Source organism: Paenibacillus solani (genome assembly GCF_001277345.1).
GTDB lineage: Bacteria > Bacillota > Bacilli > Paenibacillales > Paenibacillaceae > Paenibacillus_AQ > Paenibacillus_AQ solani.
Genome location: NZ_LIUT01000001.1, coordinates 2,217,823 through 2,242,097 on the forward strand (window position 1 = coordinate 2,217,823; position 24,275 = coordinate 2,242,097).

12 protein-coding genes are annotated in these 24,275 nt (G+C 49.2%); 1 reads left to right on the forward strand and 11 read right to left on the reverse strand.

Annotation, left to right across the window (positions count from 1 at the left end):
- Window positions 1-2 precede the first annotated feature (2 nt).
- The 11 genes from AM231_RS09895 to AM231_RS09945 all read right to left on the reverse strand — a co-directional run bounded on the left by AM231_RS09895 (window position 3) and on the right by AM231_RS09945 (window position 23,171).
- The gene (locus tag AM231_RS09895; protein ID WP_054402460.1) at window positions 3-806 is read right to left on the reverse strand and encodes a CPBP family intramembrane glutamic endopeptidase; all 804 of its coding nucleotides are present in this window, start codon (window positions 804-806) and stop codon (window positions 3-5) included.
- The gene (locus tag AM231_RS09900) at window positions 803-1,612 is read right to left on the reverse strand and encodes a CPBP family intramembrane glutamic endopeptidase (protein WP_054402461.1); all 810 of its coding nucleotides are present in this window, start codon (window positions 1,610-1,612) and stop codon (window positions 803-805) included. The genes AM231_RS09895 and AM231_RS09900 overlap by 4 nt, the downstream gene beginning before the upstream one ends.
- Window positions 1,609-2,490: a CPBP family intramembrane glutamic endopeptidase gene (locus AM231_RS09905; RefSeq protein ID WP_054402462.1), complete on the reverse strand. Its 882-nt coding sequence runs from the start codon at window positions 2,488-2,490 to the stop codon at window positions 1,609-1,611. The genes AM231_RS09900 and AM231_RS09905 overlap by 4 nt, the downstream gene beginning before the upstream one ends.
- A 153-nt stretch (window positions 2,491-2,643) precedes the next feature.
- Window positions 2,644-14,835, reverse strand: coding sequence for a non-ribosomal peptide synthetase (locus AM231_RS09910; protein WP_242615109.1), 12,192 nt, complete (start codon window positions 14,833-14,835; stop codon window positions 2,644-2,646).
- Between the two features lie 26 nt (window positions 14,836-14,861).
- Window positions 14,862-15,245 carry an aspartate 1-decarboxylase gene (gene panD / locus AM231_RS09915; RefSeq protein WP_054402463.1) on the reverse strand — a complete coding sequence of 128 codons (384 nt, stop codon included), beginning with the start codon at window positions 15,243-15,245 and terminating at the stop codon, window positions 14,862-14,864.
- Window positions 15,246-15,778: 533 nt separating this feature from the next.
- Window positions 15,779-16,840: a glycosyltransferase family 2 protein gene (locus AM231_RS09920; protein ID WP_054402464.1), complete on the reverse strand. Its 1,062-nt coding sequence runs from the start codon at window positions 16,838-16,840 to the stop codon at window positions 15,779-15,781.
- Between the two features lie 228 nt (window positions 16,841-17,068).
- On the reverse strand, window positions 17,069-19,345 hold the full coding sequence (locus AM231_RS09925; RefSeq protein ID WP_054402465.1) for a preprotein translocase subunit SecA: 2,277 nt from the start codon (window positions 19,343-19,345) through the stop codon (window positions 17,069-17,071).
- 119 nt (window positions 19,346-19,464) lie between these two features.
- Window positions 19,465-20,199, reverse strand: coding sequence for an ABC transporter permease (locus AM231_RS09930; RefSeq protein WP_054402466.1), 735 nt, complete (start codon window positions 20,197-20,199; stop codon window positions 19,465-19,467).
- Window positions 20,196-21,041, reverse strand: a complete 846-nt coding sequence (locus AM231_RS09935; protein ID WP_054402467.1) for an ABC transporter ATP-binding protein — start codon at window positions 21,039-21,041, stop codon at window positions 20,196-20,198. Before AM231_RS09935 ends, AM231_RS09930 begins: the two co-directional genes overlap by 4 nt.
- Window positions 21,042-21,179: 138 nt before the next feature.
- Window positions 21,180-22,115: a LytTR family transcriptional regulator DNA-binding domain-containing protein gene (locus AM231_RS09940; RefSeq protein WP_054402468.1), complete on the reverse strand. Its 936-nt coding sequence runs from the start codon at window positions 22,113-22,115 to the stop codon at window positions 21,180-21,182.
- Window positions 22,116-22,397: 282 nt separating this feature from the next.
- Entirely contained in the window at window positions 22,398-23,171 is a 774-nt protein-coding gene (locus AM231_RS09945) for an alpha/beta fold hydrolase (RefSeq protein WP_054402469.1), read from the reverse strand.
- Between the two features lie 409 nt (window positions 23,172-23,580).
- On the opposite strand from AM231_RS09945, the gene AM231_RS09950 reads away from it, so the two are divergent.
- Entirely contained in the window at window positions 23,581-24,057 is a 477-nt protein-coding gene (locus AM231_RS09950) for a YqeG family HAD IIIA-type phosphatase (protein ID WP_054402470.1), read from the forward strand.
- The last annotated feature ends 218 nt before the right edge of the window (window positions 24,058-24,275 follow it).

Below are 24,275 nucleotides of genomic sequence, written 5' to 3' on the forward strand. Positions count from 1 at the left end.
TCCTAGCTAGTAATGAAATCACTGACGTTCTGTTCTTTTACCGCTCTGCCGCTGCTGCCGCGAAGCAGAAGCAATACATGCGCCGCGATGCCGAGTCCGCTGATCAGGGCTAATAATCCAAGCATACCGGACTGCCAATCGTCCGCCCATCGCAGTACGATATACAAGGTGCCTGTGCTGCACACATGAGCCGCCAGCGACCCCCAAAGCGAATTCGAGCCTGCGCGGACGACGCCGTAAATAATCGCACCTAGCGCTGCAAATGCGCCAACCGTCACATTCATAAATACCGCGCCGAACAATACGGCCTGGAGCAGAACTGTCCACAGAACCGAAAGACGTTGACTGAGCGTATGGAACAGCATTCCTCTGAACAGCCATTCTTCAAGTAAAGACCCCAGCAGCAGGCTGCCGATCACAAAAATGATCAGGCTGCCGCCAGCAACAAAAGCGACCAGATCCGAAATGGCCGGAAAGGTCGCTTTTACCCATGGAAGGCGAGTAAAAACGGCGATAAACAAGCCGAGCCAGATGCCTGTCCCTGCGGACAGCAGAAGCGATCTGCCATGCGTAGGAACAAATCCCAAATCCTTTAGCGTAATCTTTTGCCAGCGAAGAAGTGGAAGATAGATCGCAAGCACGATTATATTGGATACGATCAGCACAATGCCGGAATTGGCTCTAATCCAGTCTTTCAGCCCCGGATCGCTGACCCAGTTGTAAAGGACTTGATTGACAAGCATCACAATTACCGCATAAATGACCAAATATAAGACGGTATTTCCAGCTATCCGCAATCCCTTCACGTCGGCGTCACCGCCTCGGAAGACGGCGGAACGGTAATCGATGATCGATGCTTGACCGCAAGGAATATGCCAACTGCTATCATCGCAGCTGCCACAGCCATCACGATGGACATGAGAGTTACGTCCGTCGTCTTTGGCCCGTAATGCCATAGCAGATACTGGCTGCCCTGACAGGCGATCTGCGCAGCAATCGGCGCCCAGATGGATTTAAACCAGACATACAAGAGTGCAAAAATAACTGCGCCAAGAAAGCCGTACAATGACAGTGGAATATCTCCGAGAAAGAACAACGCCCCGTACAGCACACCCTGAATCACAATCGCCATCCATACCGGGAGTACCCGTCTGAACTCATTCATCAGAATGCCTCTAAACAACGTCTCTTTGTAAATATTTCCGAGAATCAGAAAGACCAGAAACACATACCATTCTGCACGGTTCAGGTAATCAAACAATTCAAAGAACTTGTACTTGTCCGATGCAATGGCAGGAAGGCGGGAGAATGCGACCGTAAACAGGCCGGCTCCAAGCCCGATCCATAAAGCTATTGCTACCGATTTGCCGTCCATCACACGGAACTTAGCCGCCTTAAACAGATTTTCTTTGAATATAAATTTCCAGGCCAGCAGCATGAGCGGCAAACCCACCATATCGTTCAAAATAATGACGGTTACCGTATTCTGCTCAAACCACGTGCTTCTGGGATAAACATAATTAAAAAATAATTTCTGTGCGGCAATAAACCATGCAAAATAGAGGCCGATAACAACAGCCACGCGAGCCAGCATCATTCCCCATGCCTTCATACGGTCAGCCCCCCTTTTGTGCTATCGGACTGAGCGTCATCCGGCAATCCTTGACCTGCGCGTACACCAATGCCGCCGTTGCCGGAGGTCCGCCAGACATAGACGGTACCTCCAATCAACGCAGCTAGACAAAGCACAGTGATGATATACAGCCAAACATCGCCCAGCTTGCCAAACCATTCGTAGAAACCGATGTATTTAAATAAAAAGATTGTCCCCATGGTCGTATTCTGTACCAAAATAGGCGCCCACAGCGACCCAGTGCGCAGATACAGCGCTCCGTAAATCAGACCCGAACCGATACTGATGACCGAAAGCGCCATGCTTGGTTGGAAGTAAGCGTAAGCCGCGGCTTGCAGCAACAAGGCAATATAAACCGGCATAACCCTGCGAAGCTCGTTGAAAATGAGGCCCCTGAACAATATTTCTTCATATGCCGGACCAATCAGACCGGCACCCAGAATGACGTACCAGATCGAATCCCCCCTGATCGAATCGTCGACCAGCGCGGGTATGGACGGAAATTGCCGTGCAATATCGTCAATGACGATAAGGCCGATGCTAAACAAGCTTCCGGCAAGGCCCAGGCCAATCATCAGCATTACGCGCGAGGCCCTCAGCCGTTTGAAGCCCGACGCGCGAAACAGACTTTTCTCTGCATGGGGCCAGATCCATCCTTTGATTCGAAAGATGAGCATGTACACGAGCGTAATCAGTGTGAAGAGAACGGCCATAAACATGGCCGGGTTGCGATCCAGAAACTTGGCGAAGGACAGCGTCACTTCATAGTTGTAAGTAGAGCGAAGCAGATAGAGCAGCGCATAAAAAACTCCGAGATATAGTGCGATATTCCCTATCATGGACAACACTTTTTTCACAGAAAAACTCCTTTCTTCCTTCTGTCATCTATCTCAGAATCGCGGTTGTTCAGCATTGAATTTGGCTTCGAGGGGTTTTCTTATCAATGAGAACTTATTTAAACAACCTCTGTCCGATGATGTTCAGGTTTTGGACAACCCCGCTTGTCCGTGCTACGTCCCCGAGTCAGTGTTATCGACTACAGCGCGATATTGCTCGACCACGCTCGACAGCAGCTCCAGGTACGTGGAAGCCCAATTGAGCACCGCTTCTTTGCTAATGCGCCGGGCATCGTATATCCATAACCCGCCAAGCTCAGACACCTCTGCCTCACTTGGTGCGGCATCGCAATTCATATACAGCACAACATCGAATCGTTCGAATAGCGCCTCCCGTTCCTTGAAGTCGTGCTGCGCTGCGCCTGCAAATAACGGGAACAAGGTAAATCCCGCTTCAGCTTGCTGCTGCTTTCTGATTTGCCGTATGGTATAGCTATCTCCCGCGCTCACCCGTTTAGCAGCATGCTGCAGCAGCGTATCGAAATCGCGAACCTCCGCAAAGTCGATTTCCTTCGGAGCAATCAGCCCGATGTCCGTCAACGCCGGTAGAACAAGCCGGCTTATGCCGGATTCGCCGCGCCAGAAGTACATATATACGGCATACGCGGCTGCTTCAACGGCCACCGCGCAAGATGCCGCAAGTTCCGCAAGCCCTTTTGCAACCGCCGTGTCTAGTTGGAACTGAATACTACCCATACGCTCCGCAACATAACTGTTACTGAGGCAGTCGTCTGCCACAGGCAGACCGCACCAGCTCCAGCTCGCGAGCTCACGATTTCTCGACTCCAGGTAAGCCGCAAGCGATGCGATCGTAGGATAGGTGAACAAATCCGTTACGCTGAGAGCGCCAGGATACAACTCCTCTAGCTGTTGATGCGCTCGTACCAGCAGCAGCGATTCTCCTCCCACATCGAAGAAACGATGATGAATGCCGAAGTCATCTCTTTGCAGGATATCGCGCCATACGGCTGTAATCTCCAGTTCGATATCACTCTCCGCCTCGACAATGGGGGTGCCGTTATCCGCTGTCCACTCCGGTTCCGGCAGCTCCTTGCGGTCGATTTTGCCGTTTGGAGACAGCAGCATAGCTGGCAGTTCCACCAAGATCTGCGGAACCATATAATCCGGAAGGTGAAGCGCTGCGAATTCCAGCAGTTCCTGATGGTTAACAGGTTCGGAGCAAACGATGTACGCGCATAAATATTCGCTTCCGCTTGTGGCGTCCCGCTTCATGACGACAGCTTCTGAAACCGCTGGATGCCCGAGCAGCACATGCTCAATTTCCCCGCATTCGATGCGCTGGCCTCTTATTTTTACCTGATGGTCGATTCGGCCTAAATATTCGATCGTTCCATCAGGCAGCCATCTGGCAAGATCACCTGTCCGATACATCAGACTGCCCGCCGCAAAAGGATTATCGACGAATTTTTCTTCGGTCAAATCGGGCCGGCCGATATACCCCCGCGCCAGACCTGCGCCGGATATGCATAGTTCCCCAGCAATCCCAACAGGCTGGAGCTTCATCGCTTCACTCACGATATAAAGTGAAATATTGTCGATCGGCTTGCCAATCGGTACATTGAACGAAATATCGTTGATCGGAATATCATCGTCAGAGCAATCGTAATAGGAAACGTCAACCGTCGCTTCGGTTGGGCCGTATAAGTTCACGAGTCTGGCATTGAACGGAACACCAATCCGTTCGCGGAACCGCCGCACCTGATCCGCAGTAAGTGCTTCTCCGCTAGCGAACACATGTCGCAGACTCTCCAGCCTGGCATCGCCGCGCAGCAGAACAGGATTCTGCAGGAACAGATGCAGCATGGATGGCACAAAATGCATCGTCGTTACGCCATGCTGCTCGATTGTATCTGCTACAAGCGCAGGGTCCTTCTCGCCGCCGGGAGGCAGCAGAACCAGCTTGGCTCCCGCAAAGCTCCACCAGAACAGTTCCCAGACTGATACATCAAAGGTAATCGGCGTTTTTTGCATAATGACTCCGCTTGAGTCCAGTCCGTATTGCTTCTGCATCCAGCCGATCCTGTTGATGACGGAATGATGCTCGATCATGACGCCCTTCGGCTGTCCGGTTGATCCAGAGGTATACAGCACATAAGCAAGCGAACGTGAATCATGCAGCTTCTCCACAGGAAAGTCGTCCGATACCAGTGCCAGCGCCTCGTGAACGTCCATAAATGGCAGGAACGTATCCAGCTCTTCAGGGGCTTTGCCCTTCGTCAAGACGAGCTTGGCTCCCGAATTGTCCAGCATGTAGCGAATTCGCTCCTGAGGCAAGCCGGGCGCAACAGGCACATAAGCTCCGCCCGCCTTCAACACACCGAAGATGGCAATCATCATCTCCAGACTGCGATCCATCATGACGGCTACCCGCTCTTCACGCTTGACACCCTGCTTTCTGAGTGCATGCGCCAACCGGTTCGACCTCCGGTTCATTTCCGCATACGTCAATGTTCCTTCCTGCGATGTAATCGCAACGGCATGCGGCGTTTCCGCCGCTTGTCTTTCGAGGTGAATCTCTACGGTATCCTTGCTTGCATACGGCACGACCGTGCGATTGAACGCTCCGCTCTGGGCCGCTGCAGCCGCGGGGGTTAACAGCCCAATCCCTCCGAGTGGCCGTTCCGGCTCAGCCAATGCAAGGTCAATAATACGGAAATACCATTCCGCCATTCTACGTATGCTGTCTTCTTTAAACAGCGACGTTGTATATTCAATCGTCAAGGTCGCGCCTTTAACACCCTGATTCACAATCTCAAACGTCAAGTCCAGCTTTGATACGCGACTGTCCGGCACTTTCACCTCAAATTGCAAAGCGTCAGCCACCGCTTGTCCGGCCTCCATATGCTGCATGACAAACATCGTGTCAAACAGCGGATTGCGGCTCAGGTCGCGCGGCACATCCAGCATCGTCACCATATGCTCAAACGGAAGCAAACCGTTATCCAGTGCCGCAAGCATTGTGTCTTTGAGCTGCTCTACGAATGCTCTAAATGGCAGTTCGCCGGATGGATGGCTTCGAATCGGTAGCGTATTGACAAACATGCCAACCAGAGATTCGGTTGCAGGGTGGAAGCGGCCGGCAATCGGCGTACCGACAATCAAATCGTCCTGCCCCGTCATCAGATGCAGTAACGTATGGTAGGCCGCAAGCCAGATATGAAATGGCGTTACGTCCCATTGCTCCGCCGCCGCCGAGGTGCGCTGGGCAAGCTCCAATGGAATCGGTAGCGATAGCTTGGCACCTTTAAAGTTCTGTTCAGACGGACGGGGATAATCGATCGGCAGTTGCAGCATAGGAAGCGTACCTGTTAACCGGGTCGCCCAATATTGCTCTTGCTCCTTTCTCGCCTCCGAAGCCATCCAATCCTGCTGCCATACGGCCACATCCTTAAATTGAATGGGCAGAGGTTGTAAGGAGTTGCCACGATACAGCTGCTCGAAATCGCGTGCCATGACATTCATGGATACGCCGTCTGCAACAATGTGATGAATATCCAGCAGCAGTATATGCCGACTCTCGCCGTCTGTCGCAAGATACGCCCGAATTAACGGTGCCTTTCGTAAATCGAACGGGCGAATGACCCCGAGCGCGAACGTATCCAAGTCCACTGCATCCGTCAAGTCACATACAGCGAGTTCAAACGGTACACGTTCCTCAACACGCTGCACTGGTTTGCCATCTATCCAGTCAAAGCTGGTGCGCAGCGGTTCATGGCGGTCGATGAGCCCTTGAATCGCCTTGCGAAGCATGTCCTGATCAAGCTTGCCCTTCAGGTTTATAGCAAGCGGAAGATTGTAAGCCGTGCTGCCCTGATAAAGCTGCTGCAGTACAAACAGTCTGTTCTGCGCGAGTGACAACGGGTAGAACGGCCGGCTTTCTGTCCGGGGAATTACCACGGTTCGCTTAGCAGCTGCATTGTCGATGCGTGCCGCCATTTCCCGCAGCAGGGGAGCATCGAACACATCCTTCATCGCAAACGCTGCTTCATAACGCTGCTCGATCAAGCCCGCAAGCTGTGCTGCACGTAAGGAATGGCCGCCCAATTGGAAGAAATGAGCTTCTCTCCCGATCGTCGCTGTGTCGTCCGGCCCGCCTACTGCCAGACCGAGGACCTCACACCAAAGCTGAGCCAGCCGCTGCTCTGTCACTGTAGCCGGTGCCTCGCCGCAAGCCGCCGATTCTGCGAACCGAGGTAGCGGCAGGTGGCCGCGGTCGGTCTTGCCGCTCGGACTTAACGGAAAAGCTTCCATAGCAACAAAATACGAAGGAATCATATACTCCGGCAGCAATTCCTTAAGTGCGGCCCGTAGGTTAGCTTCTCCCGGCATCTCCCCAACCGCTGTCACGAGATATGCACAAAGTGCCGGCTCTCCCGCAGGGTCCGTCACCGCCGTTACGATGGCATCGCGAACTTCCGTCTGCAACAGCAGTGCATGCTCGATCTCGCCGCATTCGATGCGAAGACCGCGCAGCTTGAGCTGATGGTCAATGCGTCCCAAATATTCAAGATTGCCATCCGGCAGCCACCTTGCAAGGTCCCCGGTACGGTACAGCTTTTCTCCTGCGGTAAACGGATTCGGAACAAAGCTTTGCTTCGTCAAATCCGGCCTGTTGTGATAGCCGCGCGCAAGACCGGCACCCGCTATGCATAGCTCACCGGACGTGCCAATCGGCTGCAGTTTCATCCGCTCGTCCACAATGTAAAGCTGAATGTTATGGATTGGCTTGCCAATCGGAATTGTATTCTCACAGGCCTCCGGGCAATCATAATAGCTGACATCAACCGTAGCTTCCGTCGGACCGTACAGATTAATGAGTTGGCATTGGCCTCCACTGCGCTTCATCAGGCTGTAAAAACCTGTGACATGCGCAGGCTTGAGCGCTTCGCCGCTCGCAAATACATATCGCAGGGAACAAAGCTCGCCGCCTCTTCCGCTCTCCGCTGCATAGTTCAGGAAGACACCCAGCATAGATGGTACAAAATGCATAACTGTAATGCCCTGCTGCTCAATCGTACGCAGCATGATAGACGGCTCCTTCTCCCCGCCGGGCCCCAGTAAATATAGCGAAGCGCCGGCAAAACTCCACCAGAACAGCTCCCACACGGAAACGTCAAACGTGATCGGCGTTTTTTGCAATATAACGTCGTGCTCATTCAGTGGATAAGCCGTCTGCATCCAGTTCAGCCGGTTGATCGCCGCCTGGTGCTCCACCATAACGCCTTTGGGTTTGCCGGTGGAACCTGACGTATAAATGACATACGCCAAATTTCTGGGTCCCGATTGAGGCCACAGGTCCATTTCTTCTTCGTCTTTCGGCAGCTCTGATGCAGTGGCAGTCGCAAGCTCGTCCAGATCAAGCGTTTCTCCCTGGAAGGCTGGAAGTGTTGGCATCCACTTGGCTCCAGCCAGTAGCAGTCTTGCTCCGCTATCCTCCAGAATGCTTCGGGTCCGCTCGGGCGGATGCTCAGGGTCGATTGGCAAGTAGGCCCCTCCCGCTTTGAGCACCGCCATGATCGCAATCATCATGGACAACGAGCGCTGAGCGGCAATCGGCACAATCGTCTCGACTGTAACCCCTTTACTTCTCAGCACAGCAGCCATGCGTTCGGCCCGGTTATTCAGCTCCCCGTACGTCAGCGCCCCTTCGGCAGACCGCACCGCCGGGAGGTCCGGCCACCGCCGAGCTGACTCGGCGAACCATCCGTGAATCGTCTTCTCCGCCGGGTATGGATATTCTGTATCATTCCATGACGCATAAGCCGCTTCTTCGGCAGGCGTCACCATTATGACATCGTCACAGATCAGATCGGGACTAGCTGCCGTTTGCGCCAAAATGTAAACCAGCCGATCCGCCAACCGCTCCATCGTGTCTTTATTAAACAATCCCGTATTATACTCCAGCTCTCCCCGCAGACCCCCTTCACCGTCACTGTACAGATCAAGCTTGAAGTCCAGCTTGGATGTTCCGTGATTGAAGGGCATAGGCTCCATACTCCAGCCGTCGCCATACGCCGCCAGTTTCTCGTTTTCAAATTGATTGTGCACGATCAGCATCGTATCGAACAGCGGGTTGCGCGATGGGTCATGTGGATAACCGGCCACTTCCATCATATGCTCGAAGCTGACATCGCCATGCTCGTAAGCAGCAAGCAAACGTCCATGGGTCTCAGCGACAAAAGCCAGAATCGGAAGATCATCCGCCACCCGCATCCGAATCGGAAGAAACTGGTTGAACATGCCGATCATCCGGGCTGTGTCTGGATGCGTTCGACCTGCTGCCAAAGAACCGATAGCAAATTCCGACTGTTGCGTCGTTCCCTTAAGCAACAGCGCGTAAGCTGCAAAAAGCAGACTGTTCAAGCTCGCACCGGCGCTTGTGGCCATTTCTTTTAGCTGTGCTACGAGGGCTGCCCGAATGCGGAACGTATAGGTATCGCCTGCAAATGTTTGACGATCACCGCGCGGGCGATCTATCGGCATATCGAGCGGCGCCGGCGGTTCTGCGAGCTGCTCCGTCCAAAATGCCCGGCTTGCCCAGGCCCGATTTGAGCCGGACTGTTGTTCCTGCCAAAGGGCATAATCTTTGTAATGCAGAGCCAAGGGCGCAAGTTCCGCACCATCGATCAAATCGGTCAACTCCTCCAGCAGCAGCTTGACGGATATGCCGTCCGCCGCAATGTGGTGGATGTTTAGCAGCAGGTAGGCCTCCGCTCCTCCCAACTGGGGCCGACAATAACATGCGGAGAGCAGCGGCGCTGCGGTAAGCTCAAGCGGCCGGAAAAACTCTCTCAAGCATTCCTGCAGCGGCATCTCCACAAGCTCCGCTGATTGCAGTACAAAGTCGACCGAATCGTGCACGATCTGGGCTGCAGCGCCATCGATCCAGTGATAGGAAGTCCGCAATGGTTCATGCCTTTCGATTAACTTCCTGAGTGCTGATCCGATCCTGGTCTCATCTACCTCGCCCGACAGTTTAAGCGTCAGCGGAATATGATAAGTTAGGCCGATATCAGCCATGCTTTCCGCCAAAAACATGCGCCGCTGCGGCGGGCTGAGCGGATAGGATGCGGCTTTTGGCGCCCCCACAACAGGTTCGTAATCTTCCTTGGCAGCCCTGTCGATCCAGGCCGCCTGCTCTCTGACAGTCGGCTGCTTGAAAATTTCCTGAAGCGGCATGCGTACCCGGCAATGCTTGTAGATCGCCGAACTCAATGCTGCCGCCTTCAGGGAATGACCCCCATGCTCAAAGAAGTGATCAAGCGCGCCAACATGCCCCGTATGAAGTACTTCTTGCCATAGTCCTGCCACAAGGACTTCCGTATCAGTAGCCGGCGCTTGATACGGAACCGTGCGCTCCGTAACGTCTAATGCGCGCTCCGGTTGAGGCAGTCGTTTTTTGTCCACTTTGCCATTTGCGTTGAGCGGCAGATTCTCCAACTGCACAAATGCGGCGGGAATCATGAATGGCGGCAGCTTGCCTGCCAGTTGGCGCCGCACGCTTGCCTGCTCTTCGGTTTGCTCCGCTACGATATAAGCGCATAAATATGGCGCACCATCATTCTCGATAAGTGCTACAAACGCTTCCTTGACGCTCGCGCAATCCAGCAGCCTGCTTTCGATTTCGCCCAATTCAATCCGGTAGCCCCGCAGCTTGACCTGACTGTCGATCCGGTCCAAAAACTCCAAATTTCCATCAGGCAAGCGGCGTACCAGGTCGCCGGTTCTATACACGGTTTCCCCTTCCCGGAACGGATGCGGCCGGAACTTAGAAGAAGTCTGCTCCGGCAAATTCACATAGCCGGAGGCTACACCGTTGCCAGCAATCCACAGCTCGCCTGGAACCCAGTCCGGCTGCAATCGGCCCTGTTCGTTCAGCACCAACATTTCCGAACATGCGATCGGCGAGCCGATCGGCACCGTGGCCGTTCCTTGTTCGTCCCATGCTTCCGTGACCTTATAGCAGGTAGCAAACACCGTCGTTTCCGTAGGACCGTAGACATGCAGCAGTACGCCCGGTCCAAGCACGCGGAGCGCTTTGCGGATATGCGGCACGGAAGCCCGCTCTCCGCCAAATAGAATATGACGCAGGCCGTGCAGCGATTCCAGCCCATGATCTACCAGCGTATTGAACATCGCCGTTGTCACAAAGAATATGGTAATGCCTCTACACTCAATCAGCTCAGTCAGTCGTAGCACGTCGGCTACCTCTTCCTCCGCGACCAGCGTCAGCTTCGCGCCGTTCAACAGTGCTCCGTAAAAATCAAATGTTGAACCGTCAAAGGCGTAGTTGGAAAGCTGTAAAAGCGCATCATTTTCCGAAATATTTACATAATCGGTATCCACGGCAATCCGGGACACATTGCGGTGAGTGGTCATAATTCCTTTCGGCTTGCCCGTTGAGCCGGATGTGTACATGATATAAGCGAGATCATCCGCCGAGCCGTCGATATCCAGATCATGATTAGGTTCGTCTGTCCAAACCGAATCGAGTCCATCTATGTTGACGACATCTATGCTGTCACTGGCAAGCCTTGAACCCATCTCTATCGTCGCAGACGTAGACACGATCGCCCTCGCTTCCGTATCCCGCAGCATAAACAGAATCCGTTCTTCGGGATATTGAGGGTCAATCGGCACATAGACGGCCCCTGCTTTCAACACAGCTAATATGACTGCAATCATATCGGGAGAGCGTGTGAGCAGCAGCGCCACCTTCGTCCCCGGCTCGATACCGCGCTGCACAAGCACGCGCGCGAACCGGTTGGCACGTTCATTCAACTCGCTGTAGGTATACGCCAGCTCGCCCATTTCAACGGCAATCTGCTCTGCTGTCTTCACCGCTTGCAATTCAAACAATCTGTGCAGCGACAGCTCCTGCGGCGGTGTGGCGTATGAATGGCCAAGCCGTAGCAGTCGTTCCCGCTCTTCAGCATCGATAGGATCTAACTCACCAAGCGTCGCATCCGGCTCCGCGATGATTGCCCGCGCCAGCACTGCATAATGCCGGGATAATTGTCTGGCGGACCTCTCATCGTACAAATCCAGCGAATACTCCAGCGTAAACGCTATGCTTGTACCGTTATCCTCGCACTCCCAAGTCAGGTCGAACTTGGCTGAGCCGCTATCCATCGCTTGGTGTTTATAAACGATATCCTTGCTGCGCCATTCGGGCAGCTCCATGTTTTGTAGTGTAAACACCGAGTCGAACAGTGGATTCCGCCCGTATTCCCGGTCCACATTCGCTAGCTCGACTATTTCTTCATAAGGTACATCCCCGTTGCCGATAGCCGCCAGTGTTTCTTCATTGACCAGCTTCAGCCATTGATCGAAGCGCAAATCGCTTTGCCCCTGTAGGCGGATGGGTACCATGTTAATGAACATTCCGGCCACACTCTGCATCTCCGACCGTATTCGTCTCGCGGCTGCCGTGCCGACAACGATGTCGGATTCACCCGTATATTTCGTAAGGAGCGCATAATATATCGATAGTAGTACTGTGTATAATGTGACTCCATTGCGTCTGGCTAATCCTCGTAGCGCTTCGGAAAGCGCTGGCTCCAACTCAAAGTGTTCGACTGCCCCCAGATAGCTTGGCGTCTGCGGCCTTGGGCGCGGGGATGTAAGCGCCGGAGATGGGACACCATCCCGAAAGATATCACGCCAGTACAGCTTTTGACGCTCCAGCCAGTCGCTGCTTTGGCCCGCTTCCTCCCACAGCGCCACATCCCCGCCGTGAATGAACAACGGCTCCAGCGTGTTCCCCTCGTATAATCTCGCAAGATCGGACATTAGAATGCCCATCGACGTTCCGTCCGTAATGATATGATGCATATCGAGCAGCAGCACGCTTGAATCGCGCCCCAGGCGTACAAGCTCCATGCGCAGCAGCGGCGCTTGGTCGAGACGAAACGGCTGCAGGAAGCTGCGCTGCCGTAGCGCTAATTCCGACGCTGGCCAGCCGCTCCCATCAACGACGGCAAGCGGCGGCTCGCCCACCTTCTCGATCCGCTGCATTACTTTGCCATCATCCATGTAGAAGGACGTCCTCAGCGCCGGATGCCGCTCTATCAGCGCTCGCCATGCCGCTCTGAATCGTTCAATATCAAGCAGACCCTTCACCTGGACGGCAAACGGTAAATGGTAGGCCAGTAGCCCTGGATTCATCTCTTCCAAAATAAACAGCCGCTTTTGCGCCGAGGTAGCCGGATAAATCATCCGCTCCTCTGCTTTGGCCACCGGTGGTGCTACAACAGAGGTGTTTCTTTCGCCCTTCTGCATCTTGTCCTCCAGTAATGTCGCCAGCGAACTTGCCGAATCATGCATAAACAGCTCGGTAAGCGTAACCTCGACGCCGAACGCCTCTTGCAGCTTTGTGGCTGCATAAGCAGCCTTGAGCGAATTACCCCCTTGCTCAAGAAAACTGTCTTTCCGGTTTATGTAATCCTTTTTCAAAACTTCACGCCAGATGGATATGATCCGCTGTTCCATCTCCGTAGCAGGCTCCAAATCGACATCCCTGCTCAAGGCGGCGTCTCTTTCTGCCTCACGTAACTCCAACGCGGCTGCTGTTTCCAGCTCAGCCAGTTCGGCAAGCACTTCGGCATACTCGCCTTCACGCAGCGCTTCCGCCAATATGTAGCGTTGAATTTTGCCGGAGGTTGTTTTCGGAATTCGCCGAACGGGAACAACAAAAGCAACGTCAAGACCGGCCGCTCCGTTCAGAAGTTTTTTCACCTCGACCATCAGCGGTACAAATTTGTCAGGCTTACCGCGGTGCTGGATAAAAACGGCGATCGCATCTCGTTTGCTCTCTGTATCCTGAACAGCGGCAATCGCCGTTTTCCCGATTTCGGCCCCTTTCAGGCCGCTGATCAGTGCCTCCAGATCATGTGGATACACATTTTGCCCATTGACAAAAATGACGTCCTTCATGCGGCCTGTCACATATAAACGCCCTTCCAGCAAGAAACCTAAATCCCCTGTATTCAGCCAGCCGTCTGGAGAAATCATCACCTTGTTAACATCATGCCGCTTGTAGTAGCCTCCTGTAACGTTGCGGCCTTTAATATGAATTAAGCCTACACTTCCTGCAGCAGAAGGGTTTCCGGCTTCATCGCAAACGCGAACCTCGCACTCTTGTACCGGGAAACCCAACTCGACGATCTCGATTGCAGTAGGATCCCCATGCAAGGCTATTTGTACAGGCTGTCCAATCGCGAGCGATTGGCGCTCAAGCTTAACGGTATTTAAGCGATCTTCCGTCTCTGGAAACGTCACGGCCAGACTCGCTTCCGCGAGACCATATACCGGGAAAATGCAATTTTCCTTTAACCCGTATGGCTTCATTGCTCTCAGAAAATCACGGCAATGAGCCGCCGATATCGGTTCGGCCCCGTTAAATATCAGCCTGACGCAAGACAAATCCCAATCAGCCGCTCCGTCCGGCTTCCAATGCTGGAGAAAATGCACATAACCAAAATTTGGTGAAGAGAGGCATGTCACCTGATGCTTATGCGTAAGTTCCAGCCATTTCATCGGATGGAGCACAAACGTCGAGGTGGGCAAGTGCAGCTGATTCATGCCGCAAAAAAGCGGTGACAGGTGAAAGCCAATGAGCCCCATATCGTGTGTAAGCGGTAGCCAGCTTAGCGAAGAATCCCGTTCTGTTGATTGCGCCCCATGGATAATGGCACGCATGTTCGACAGAAGATTGCCATGTGACAAGACGACTCCCTTCGGGTCTCCGGTAGAGCCCGATGTAAACTGGATGAATGCAGTATCCGTCTCGTCCGCGTCATACGGCTCAGCTTCAGGGCGGTTTACATCCGCTGCCGCTTTAAGTATCTCAGCAATTGGCAAGCTGCCGGACTCGAGCTGGGCCAGTGCCTCCGTCTCCCCATGGTTCAAAGCGAAGCTTTGAATTCCAGGCCAAAGGTCTTCATCACAGAACAATTTAAGCGCTTCCAACTGCTTGCATACCTGGATCAGCTTTTTGCGTCCTTCGTCCGAACGCGCCGCCGTTATTGGTACGGGGACAATGCCGCCGAGCACGCAAGCCCAGAACAGAAGGATAAACCGTTCGTTATCTTCTGTCTGCAAGACGGCAAAGTCGCCTGGGAGAAGACCCTGCTCGCGCAACAGATGAAGCGCTCTTCCGGCCATTGAAAGTAATTGGCCGTATGACAAGTACCGCTCCTGACCGCTTTCACAAAATAAAATACCTGCATCGTTTTCCTTACGCTCCAGCAATACGCCAGACAAATTACGGATGGTTCTCATCATCAGCAGCCCTCCGTTCTGTGTTTTAATCACACCGTTGTGGAATGCAGTTCTTGATAATCCTCCCTTACGATGTGATTGTGCTCGTCCAGTATGACAACGTGCGGACGATACGTGCAGGCTACCGATTCCTCCATCATCGCGTACGAAATAATAATGACCAGGTCACCCGGCTGCACCAGTCTGGCGGCGGCGCCGTTCAAGCACACGATACCCGAGCCTCTTGGACCTGTAATGACATATGTCTCCAGCCTGGCTCCGTTATTTATATTGACAACTTGCACTTTTTCATTCTCGAGGATGTTCGATGCATCCAAAATATCCTGATCAATGGTTATGCTTCCTACGTAATTTAAATTGGCCTCTGTCACGACGGCACGGTGAATTTTGGACTTATGCATCTCTCTAAACATGAATTCACTCTCCTTGTGGAGTAGTCTATTGGAAAAACTAAGCTAACTTTTAACCCTCCTATTATTCTGAATTTCTTGTTAAAGAACATTCACACTGCAAACAAATTTAGGTTGCTTTTCTTTCTTAACAAAAAAGAACTAGCTGTGAGGAATCATACTCTGCGAAAAAGAAATTCTGTGACAAAATCTAACAAAATGGGGATGTACATACGGGCAAGCAAGTTCATGGTTATATGTGGGATCATGCTGAAAGGGTTACTTCTTGCAGTTGAAATGGGGTCATGTTGACTGGGATGCCTAAGCTGATTATGTGGAATCTTGGAGATTGAGTTCATTGCTGTGCAAGGGGGAATTCGACGTGTAACAAGGTGTAGCTGTAAAGAGTTAAAGCATTGTGGTGCAAGATTGATATTAATCTCATAAACAGGTAATTTATTGAAACCTAACTTTATAGTAGTGCTAAACTTTCACTTGTAATAGGGAGACAATCATACAATTGAGGGGGAAATTCTTTTTACTTTTTTTGGCAAGCATCACCACAAATTAAGAGCTTTATGCAAAAAAACATTTCCGCTCTTGCTTGAACACAGCAGCTTTACAAACAAAAACAGATTAAAAATAGTAATTTTAGAGCGAATGGATTGGTGGCAATATTGGAGCGCTTTTTTGCGGTCGTGGCGGTTCAAATAGCTGAGTGTATAGTATTTGCTTGAGATGCCGATGTCAATGTAATAGAGCTGTTTTCTTTTTTTGCTGATGGAATCGGACTGTGCGACTAAATCCCGAATGTGCTCGCGGACCTTGATCGATTTGAAGCTAAGTCCCTCGATTTTATTGTATATTTCCTCGTTGAGATGAATCGTATCGGGATCAAGCTGCCAGCGGTCGCAAAATAAATAAAGACTGTCAGGAGATTCTCGGTAGACCGAATGAGGTTTGGTTTGCAGCGCAATTCTGTATTTGTCGAAGAATCGGAGTAGATAAGTTGTATCTTCACCCAAATAGAAATCTTCGTTAATCAACCCGACTTCATCCAGCAGCTCCCGTCGAAATACCATCGTATTCAGTTGAAAAAAATTGCGCGTATGCGACAGAAACGCCTCAAACAATCCTTTTTCGAATACGATTGTCTCTTCGTCATTCCATGTTTCGAATCTAGTTCTCATCAAGCGCAGCAAATGCCGCTCAACCTTGTTGTCGAAGTTGTAAGAGCTAATATCACCATGCTGCTCCACCCACAGTGCAAAGCTGATATCCGCTTTTGTCATCGCGAGCGTCTTTATACTGTCAGTCAAATGGTAAGGATACCATTCGTCATCGGAATCAAGAAACGCCAAATACACGCCTTGGGCTGCCAGCATCCCTGTATTTCGAGCACCTGCCGGTCCTTTATCCCGGTCATTACGCACATAGTGGATTCGCGGATCTGTGTTCGTCCACTCGCGGATTGTCTCTTCCGTATGATCGATGCTTTGGTCATCAACAACAATCAGCTCCCAGTTGACGTAAGTCTGTCGCAAGATGGATCTGATCGCCCCCGAAATGATGTGCGCGCGATTATACGTTGGCATCACAATGCTTATCAACTGCTCCATTCACTTCACTCCAATCATTGGAAATAAATGTCTTAAATCATCGTCAGTGTAAGTGCGGAAGTGGGAAGCCGTCAAGTCAAAAAAGCACTGTTCCCATGATTTCCATAAGTCTTGTAGATCTGGCATTAAACAAAAAAGGACGGTGCTCACCAGCTCCGTCCTTTAATAACTCTTATAGAATGATTTAGTTAACGATGCTAAAACCGCTAAAGACGAATGATGCACGAATCAAATTTTTGACCACCCGAAGATTGGCCCCGCAATCTTCCGAATCCAAAAAGCAAATACGGTCATTGGCGTCCATGAACTGCGTCTATTCTCCAAGTATTGATCGTTGATAATATAAGTCCGCGTGGAAGCAGGGCTCTTCAGCCCGAACTCTTCCCACTTCGCCGGATCATTCGAACCTTTAAGCTTTTTGAGCATATCTTCAGACGATTTATTTATTTTTTCCCGCATTTGCTCGTAGGCATAAGTGATCTTAACATGAAATTCGTCGATCGGGTTGTAACTCGCAAGGCTCTCCAAGTGAATCCCTTCGCGAATGTAAGAAATGTATGACAGATGGTCGGCCCAGAACTTGTCGATATAAAAAAGCCTTACCCGCTGCTCCGAAGGGCTCATCGGTATTTCACCTTTCAATATTCTAAGCCGTTCCTCGTGTAAAATTCGCCTCTGATCCTCGACCATATCGGAATAGCCGTTCAGTTCTTGTCGAATATGGAAGTTTTGGCCCATGATCACACGCTGAACATGCACGATTTGTCTGCTAAGCATCGGATCTTTGAGAGCCTCCTCCTGCTTAGGAGCGCGAATCGCTTTACTCATACCGAACCGCAGCAGCAGCTCGTCCTCCAAGCTTACAAAAAAAACGGAGTCTCCCGGGTCGCCTTGGCGGCCTGACCGCCCGCGCAGCTGGTCGTCGATCCGCATGCTTTCGTTTATATGTGTACCAATCACATACAACCCGCCCAGATTGGCGACAATTTCTGCTTGCGATGAGTCACCACCGCCTAGTCGAATGTCTACGCCGCGTCCCGCCATATTCGTTGATACCGTCACGGCGCCGATTTCTCCTGCCCTGGCGATGATTTCAGCTTCTTCTGCATCATTTTTTGCATTCAGTACATGACAAGGTACACCAGTAGCAGCTAGCGCTTCCGCAAGCATGTCAGATTCCTCGACGCTTGACGTACCAATCAGAATGGGACGACCCGTTCTATGGACGGATGAGATTTCTTGTACAAGTGCTTTAAGCTTGGCTTCTTTATGAGTATAAATCCGGTGTGGATGGTCGATCCGTATGTTGGGCCGGTTGGAGGGTATTTGTACAACCTGCAGTGCATAAATTTCTTCAAATTCCATTGCAGACACGTGGGCGGTAGCTGTCATACCGCAAATTTTTGGATATAAGCTAAGGAAATGTTGAAGAGTGATCATCCCGAGAATTCTCCCGTCGACTGAGGGTTGCAGGCCTTCTTTTGCCGCTAGTGCGGCTTGCAGCCCGTCAGGTAAATACCTGTTCTCTGCCACACGACCGGTATATTCCTCGATCAGCTCAATTTTACCGTTCCGGACTATGTAATCGACGTCTTTTTTTAATAACGTTTCCACATGCAATGCGCAATTTAATGATGTTAACAAATCGCTATTATGGCTATCGTATAGATTGCCGCACCCCAGGAGTAATTCCGCTTTTGCAGCACCTGCTTCATTTAAGTAAACGTTCCGCTGAAACTCGTCGAAGTCGTAATGCTCCTCTTGCTTGAGCTGCCTGGCCACCTCTGCGAAACGAGCGCCATCACTCTTGGAAGTGACGGAATCGCCTGTTATGACAAGTGGCACCCGCGCTTCATCGAGAAGCAGTGAGTCCGCTTCGTCTACGATGACATAGTGAAAAGGACGATGCACCGTATCCTCTTCGCTGAGTGCAATCGTGTCTCGCAAAAAATCAAATCCCGCTTCTTTGGCCGTAACATAAGTTATATCTGCGGCGTACGCTTTCCGTTTATCGGAGGCGCTCATTCCGGCTTGTACCGAATGTACCGTTAATCCGAGGAAGCGATAGATCGGGCCCATCCACTCCGCATCGCGATTTGCCAAATAGTCATTAAAGGTGAGAACATGAACACCTTCACCCGTTAGCGCATTTAAATACGCGGGCATAACAGCAGAAAGCGTTTTTCCTTCTCCGGTATGCTGCTCAATCAATAATCTCTCGTGTAGAGCGATGGCTGCCATGATCTGGACATCATAGGGTTGTAATCCAAGCTTTCTCTTCGCTGTCTCGCAGACGAGCGCATAGGCATCGACAAGCAGCTTGTCCAAAGGAGTCCCGGATTTTGCTTCTCTTTGCAGCCGTAGAGATTCTTCCAGCAGCTGCTTTTCGTCCCATGTTTCCAAATTCCGTTTCCTGATAAGCTCGAATTTGTCCCGATAGCCCTTCAGCTTAAGCCGGGTTTCGTAGTCTTTGAATTTTTGTTTCAATGTGACGGCTAAATTCATCGGAATTTGATCCCTCCTCGGTAGAATTACGCGATTCTAAAGTGGCAAAAACCATAAATTCCCCAATATTGTAGCACCGACTCCAGTATAATGTCAGATACCTCTTGGTAAATTTCTCCTTACTCATCTTTTAACCGTCTTTGATACAAAACAACAGACACCATCGTTAAACCAACCGTCCAAGCTAAAATAATGAGGAGAGGTTTTAATAAATCTCCCGTCGTAAAGCCTATTTTGCCGATAGCTAACAAATGCACAAGTTGACTGCTTGGTGCGTAATCCAGCACTTTAAGGATCGGATAATCTTCCTCTAGAAACGTTCCCCATGGTGCCGCAGTGAATGTGAACGCAACTGGAAGTATAGATAATGAGGCATCAAGCGATGTCTTAGAGAATAAACCACATATCATCCCGGCTACTATGTATAGAATAATCGAAAGAAGGATTGCTGCCACAAACGCCCCAATACTGGCTGGCTTATAACCCATTATCAACGTAGCAAAAGCCAAAGCAACCGAAGACATGAGAAAGACTAGAGTGCCTTTGCCGATCAAAACTTCCAAGGTTGTGGCCGGAGTCATCATTAAGGATCGTAACGTGTTACGTTCCTTTTCTTCAGCAATCAAGCATGCTTGAACTAAACATGTTAGTAAAACAAACGAAGTATTAAGAACAAGACTGAAAGCGAATGCTCCACTCGCAGATGGGCCTATACCCAAAGCCGGGCCTGCGCCTCGAAAAAGAAGCGCTAAAATAATTGGAAAAAGCAAACTAATAGAGAGCCCATAATTGCGTGAAAACTCTTTGTAATCCTTCACAAATATTGCCCCGGCACGTTGTAAAGAGATATTCATCGCAGCTCACTTCCTGTCATTTTAATAAAGATCTCACCTAGACTTGGCTCTTTCGTTTCTAATCGATCAATAAACCCCCGTTTCATCCAATCAGCTATTCGATCAGCTGTTCCTTCATCGATCGGGAGCTCGTGTGTATCACCATTTATTAAGTCAACAGAAATTATATTTTCCCGGTGCTGTTTTTTAAGCTCCTTTGGTGAGCCGATGGTTTGGATTTGTCCTTGAAACAATATCGCTACACGGTTACACATTAATTCGGCCTCAGCCATATCATGTGTAGTTAAATAAATCGTTGTTCCCTTCTCATTTAAGTAGCGTAAGCCTTTATAAATATGTGCTGAGTTTACCGGATCTAAAGCTGAAGTAGGCTCATCTAAAAATAGTAATTCCGGCTCATGTATCACCGCGCATGCCAATATAACACGCTGACGCATCCCTTTCGATAAACGTTTGACTTTCTTGTGGCGCTCTCCGCTCAAGTTAACAAAATGCAGCACCTTATCGATCGAATATTTAGGAAGATCATATAATTTACGATACAGCCTTAGATTTTCCTCAATTGTTAATCTCTCATATAGACCGCTGTTATCCGTCACGATCCCAAAGCGCATTTTTTGATCGGACTCATGCATCTTTTCTGCTGGCTGATTAAATACACTTGCCTGTCCACACGTCGGATTCAACTGAGCCGTTAAGATCTTAATTAATGTGGTTTTTCCCAAACCACTCGGACCCAGAAAACCAAAAATTTCTCCTTTCGGAATGGTAAAAGACACGTTCGATAACGCATCCTTATGTCCAAACCTCTTAAGAATATGTTCTACTTGGATAACATCCATGAGCACCACTTCCTTCGAGTTGATGGCTTAAATATATAAGGATTGCATGCCTCCAGCCATCAAAACCCGCCGAAATGTAGCTATTATCGCCTGAATGGTACCATTAAATGCTTGATTGGTTCGATATTACCTCGGAAATTAAATGTTAAGAAGTGCTTTTAATTCTTGTAATTTTGAACGAGATAACGGGACAACGGCATCTTGATCTGTATTTAATCGCAAGCTGTAGCTATTCTTCGTCCATGTAATAATCTCTCTTACTTTTTGCAGATTAACGATGTAGGAACGATGACATCTAAAAAATCCGAAATTTAGCAATCTATGCTCGAGCTCGGTTAACGTCAAGGCACAATCATAATTTTCTCCACCCACATGAACAAGGATCGAACCTTCTATGCTTTCTATGTAATCGATTTCAGGTGGATTAAATAAAATGACTTTTTCATTTCTCTTTGTAGATATTTTCTGTATGGTTATATTGGCTTGATCTTGTTCCAACACTTCCTGCTTATCCTCTTCTGAGTCTCGAATATCCAATGGATAAAACCCGAATTCGTTCAATCGGTAAATGACATCACAGGATATCATGGCATCCTCTAAATTCGAAGTTAAAATTAAAATTTGCTTCTCTTTCGAAAGATCCTCCAAGATCCGTTTTAATTGACGACGATCTTGCTCTTCCAAATAAAAATAAGGTTCCTCCAGTACTAGTGTAGGTTGATGCGCAAAAAAGACACGCATCAATGTCACATACATCCTTTTCGATGGGCTTAGATCCTTGATTTTTACCTTCCGTTCTTCTTTTAAAGCAAAATAATCCATTAATGAAGTGACTCGTTCATTCCTTTCCGTTATTTTGTTTAGAAATGTGATTAGTTCTTCCACTGTTAAACGCATATACTCAGCTTGCTGAGCTTGAAATAAATAATAATTGGAATGATCAACTAATTGATCCATTAAAAGCTGCTTTCGCTTCACATCCGTTACAATTCCTATTGCTTGGCACGATGCCATATGTAATTCAATCTTCGGTAAAAGTAATTCCCCATCATAATAGATTGGTTGAAATTGCATGCTGTCCTCCTAGTCGATGTATCTATAGGATATATATAACAATTATAATGTTGGGATACTTTTTTGTCATTTCTCTTAAAATATAACGGTATGTCTTCTCTAAGCCTATCAGTATATATTTAGAACATAGAATAAATATCGACAATGTATAGGCAGGGTTCGAGCCTGGAGAATCTTCGTCGCCCTTTGAAAACAGACAAAGAAGAAGCGTCTGATCGGAGGCGGCTTCTTCTTCATAGATGATAATCATTTTGTAGGGCGCTCAAGTACAAACTCGCTAGTTCATTGACTGGAGTGATCCACGAATTGTTTGATCCGATCGTTCAGTGGTCCGGGGGCTTTTGTCGGGATCCGATGATCGACTTTTTTAATGAAAACCAACTCACTCATAGGCAGTCGTTGATGTAACATTTTGGCGTAAGGATGGAAGTGCTTGTCTTTTTCTCCGTAAACGAGCAGTACGGGAAGTTGGATTTCCCGAAGTTGCGATGTACAGTTATACTTCAAGCTGTACTGGTAATACTGTTCCGCATTTTTGGCATTTCCTTTTTTCGCATCGTTAAATAACTCACGGAAGAACGAAATATTTTTAGCTTGCGTCAAAGCAGTGGAAAACGCGATCGTGCCGACTGCCCCGATTTTGGAGAAAACGGCTCCCAAAGATATTTTGTTTCTTAGACGCCATTCGTTCACTTCCGACATTCCCCCGATGATGATACCTCCTAATGCTCGATCGGGATGAGACAAGAGAAACTCAAGCACAACCGAACCGCCAGTAGAATATCCACACAAGAAAATTTTTTCGATGTTTAACTGGTCTATCAACTGTTTGATGTCCTCAACAATTATAGGATATGTAACCGCTTGTTTGGAAGGTTGACTCTTGCCGTGTCCTCTGATGTCAAAAGCAATGGTTCGAAAATGAGGTGAAAGTCCTTGGATTTGATATAAGAAATTTAAGCTTGTTAGTACAGGTGGATGAATAAAGAGGATTACTGTTCCTTTTCCGCAATCGATATAATTCATCGAGTATCCATTTATATAAGCATTAGTCATTTGATCGTCACACTCCAGGTATAATCATTTATGAGTTTCTGCTCAATTATGAATTAGAGTGTCCAGATAAAAGGAAAGTACTCCATAAAATAAATCCTCTCGGTATTTGAAACGTTATTGTTGTTGCGCTACAATCGTGCGAAAAACACGCGCGGGAGGGAGTTCTTGCGATGCTTAACTGTGTCGCTTCAGAATTTCAGGCCACAAACCAATTTAACACTTAGGCAATCATTTAATCGGATATGAATATAGATTCTTGTCCATGCCTAGGCACGGTCACAAAATGTAACTTGATCATAGTCTCCTTTCTTCTGTGTGCTTAAGGATAAGGGTATTAAAAATGAAGGTTAAGGAAAACTATATACGACTTATGACTAGCATAGGTAATCAAAAGTAACGGAGGAAGCTTATGCCTATTTTCAAACCTTCACAAAGTGTACGATCAATTTATGACATTGATGGAGACGCGCTGCAACGGGCAGGAATTAAAGGAATCATATTTAATTGGAATAATACATTAATATCGAAAAATTCTTCGGCTGAATCGGATTCGATGAAGAATTGGCTGAAAGGCTTTGAGTCCCGATATGCGATTAAACTGATGATCGTCTCGAACAGTAAACCCCCTTCGCAAGGAAACGAGCTGGTTAATGAGATTCCGGCTTTATTCGAAGCGAGTAAACCGAAGAAAAAAGCATTTATGGCTGCTTTGGATATACTCGGAACCCAAAAAAATGAGACAGCGGTTGTCGGCAATGGCATTATTACTGATTTATGGGGTGGAAATCGATTAGGAATGTATACAATTTTTGTTTCTCCTTCATGGTCAAAACCGCGGATTATAGGCGCAATAAAACGTTTAGTGGTAAAAGCACTTCGAGTGTAAAAGGAAATAATCACTAGATCAACAGGAGTAAATCCTGTTAGAAGGTAACCGTGGGGCTCCGTTCTTTAAATAACTGGCACCATTTTCATTGAAATGAAATTGGCGGACTGATCTTAAAATACAAAGAAGAGCAGGCTTAATTGATATTATCCCCTTTGAGTAGACAAGTGCTAAACAAGAGCACTAAAGTTTACTTGGAGGGGATTTTCTCATGGGTG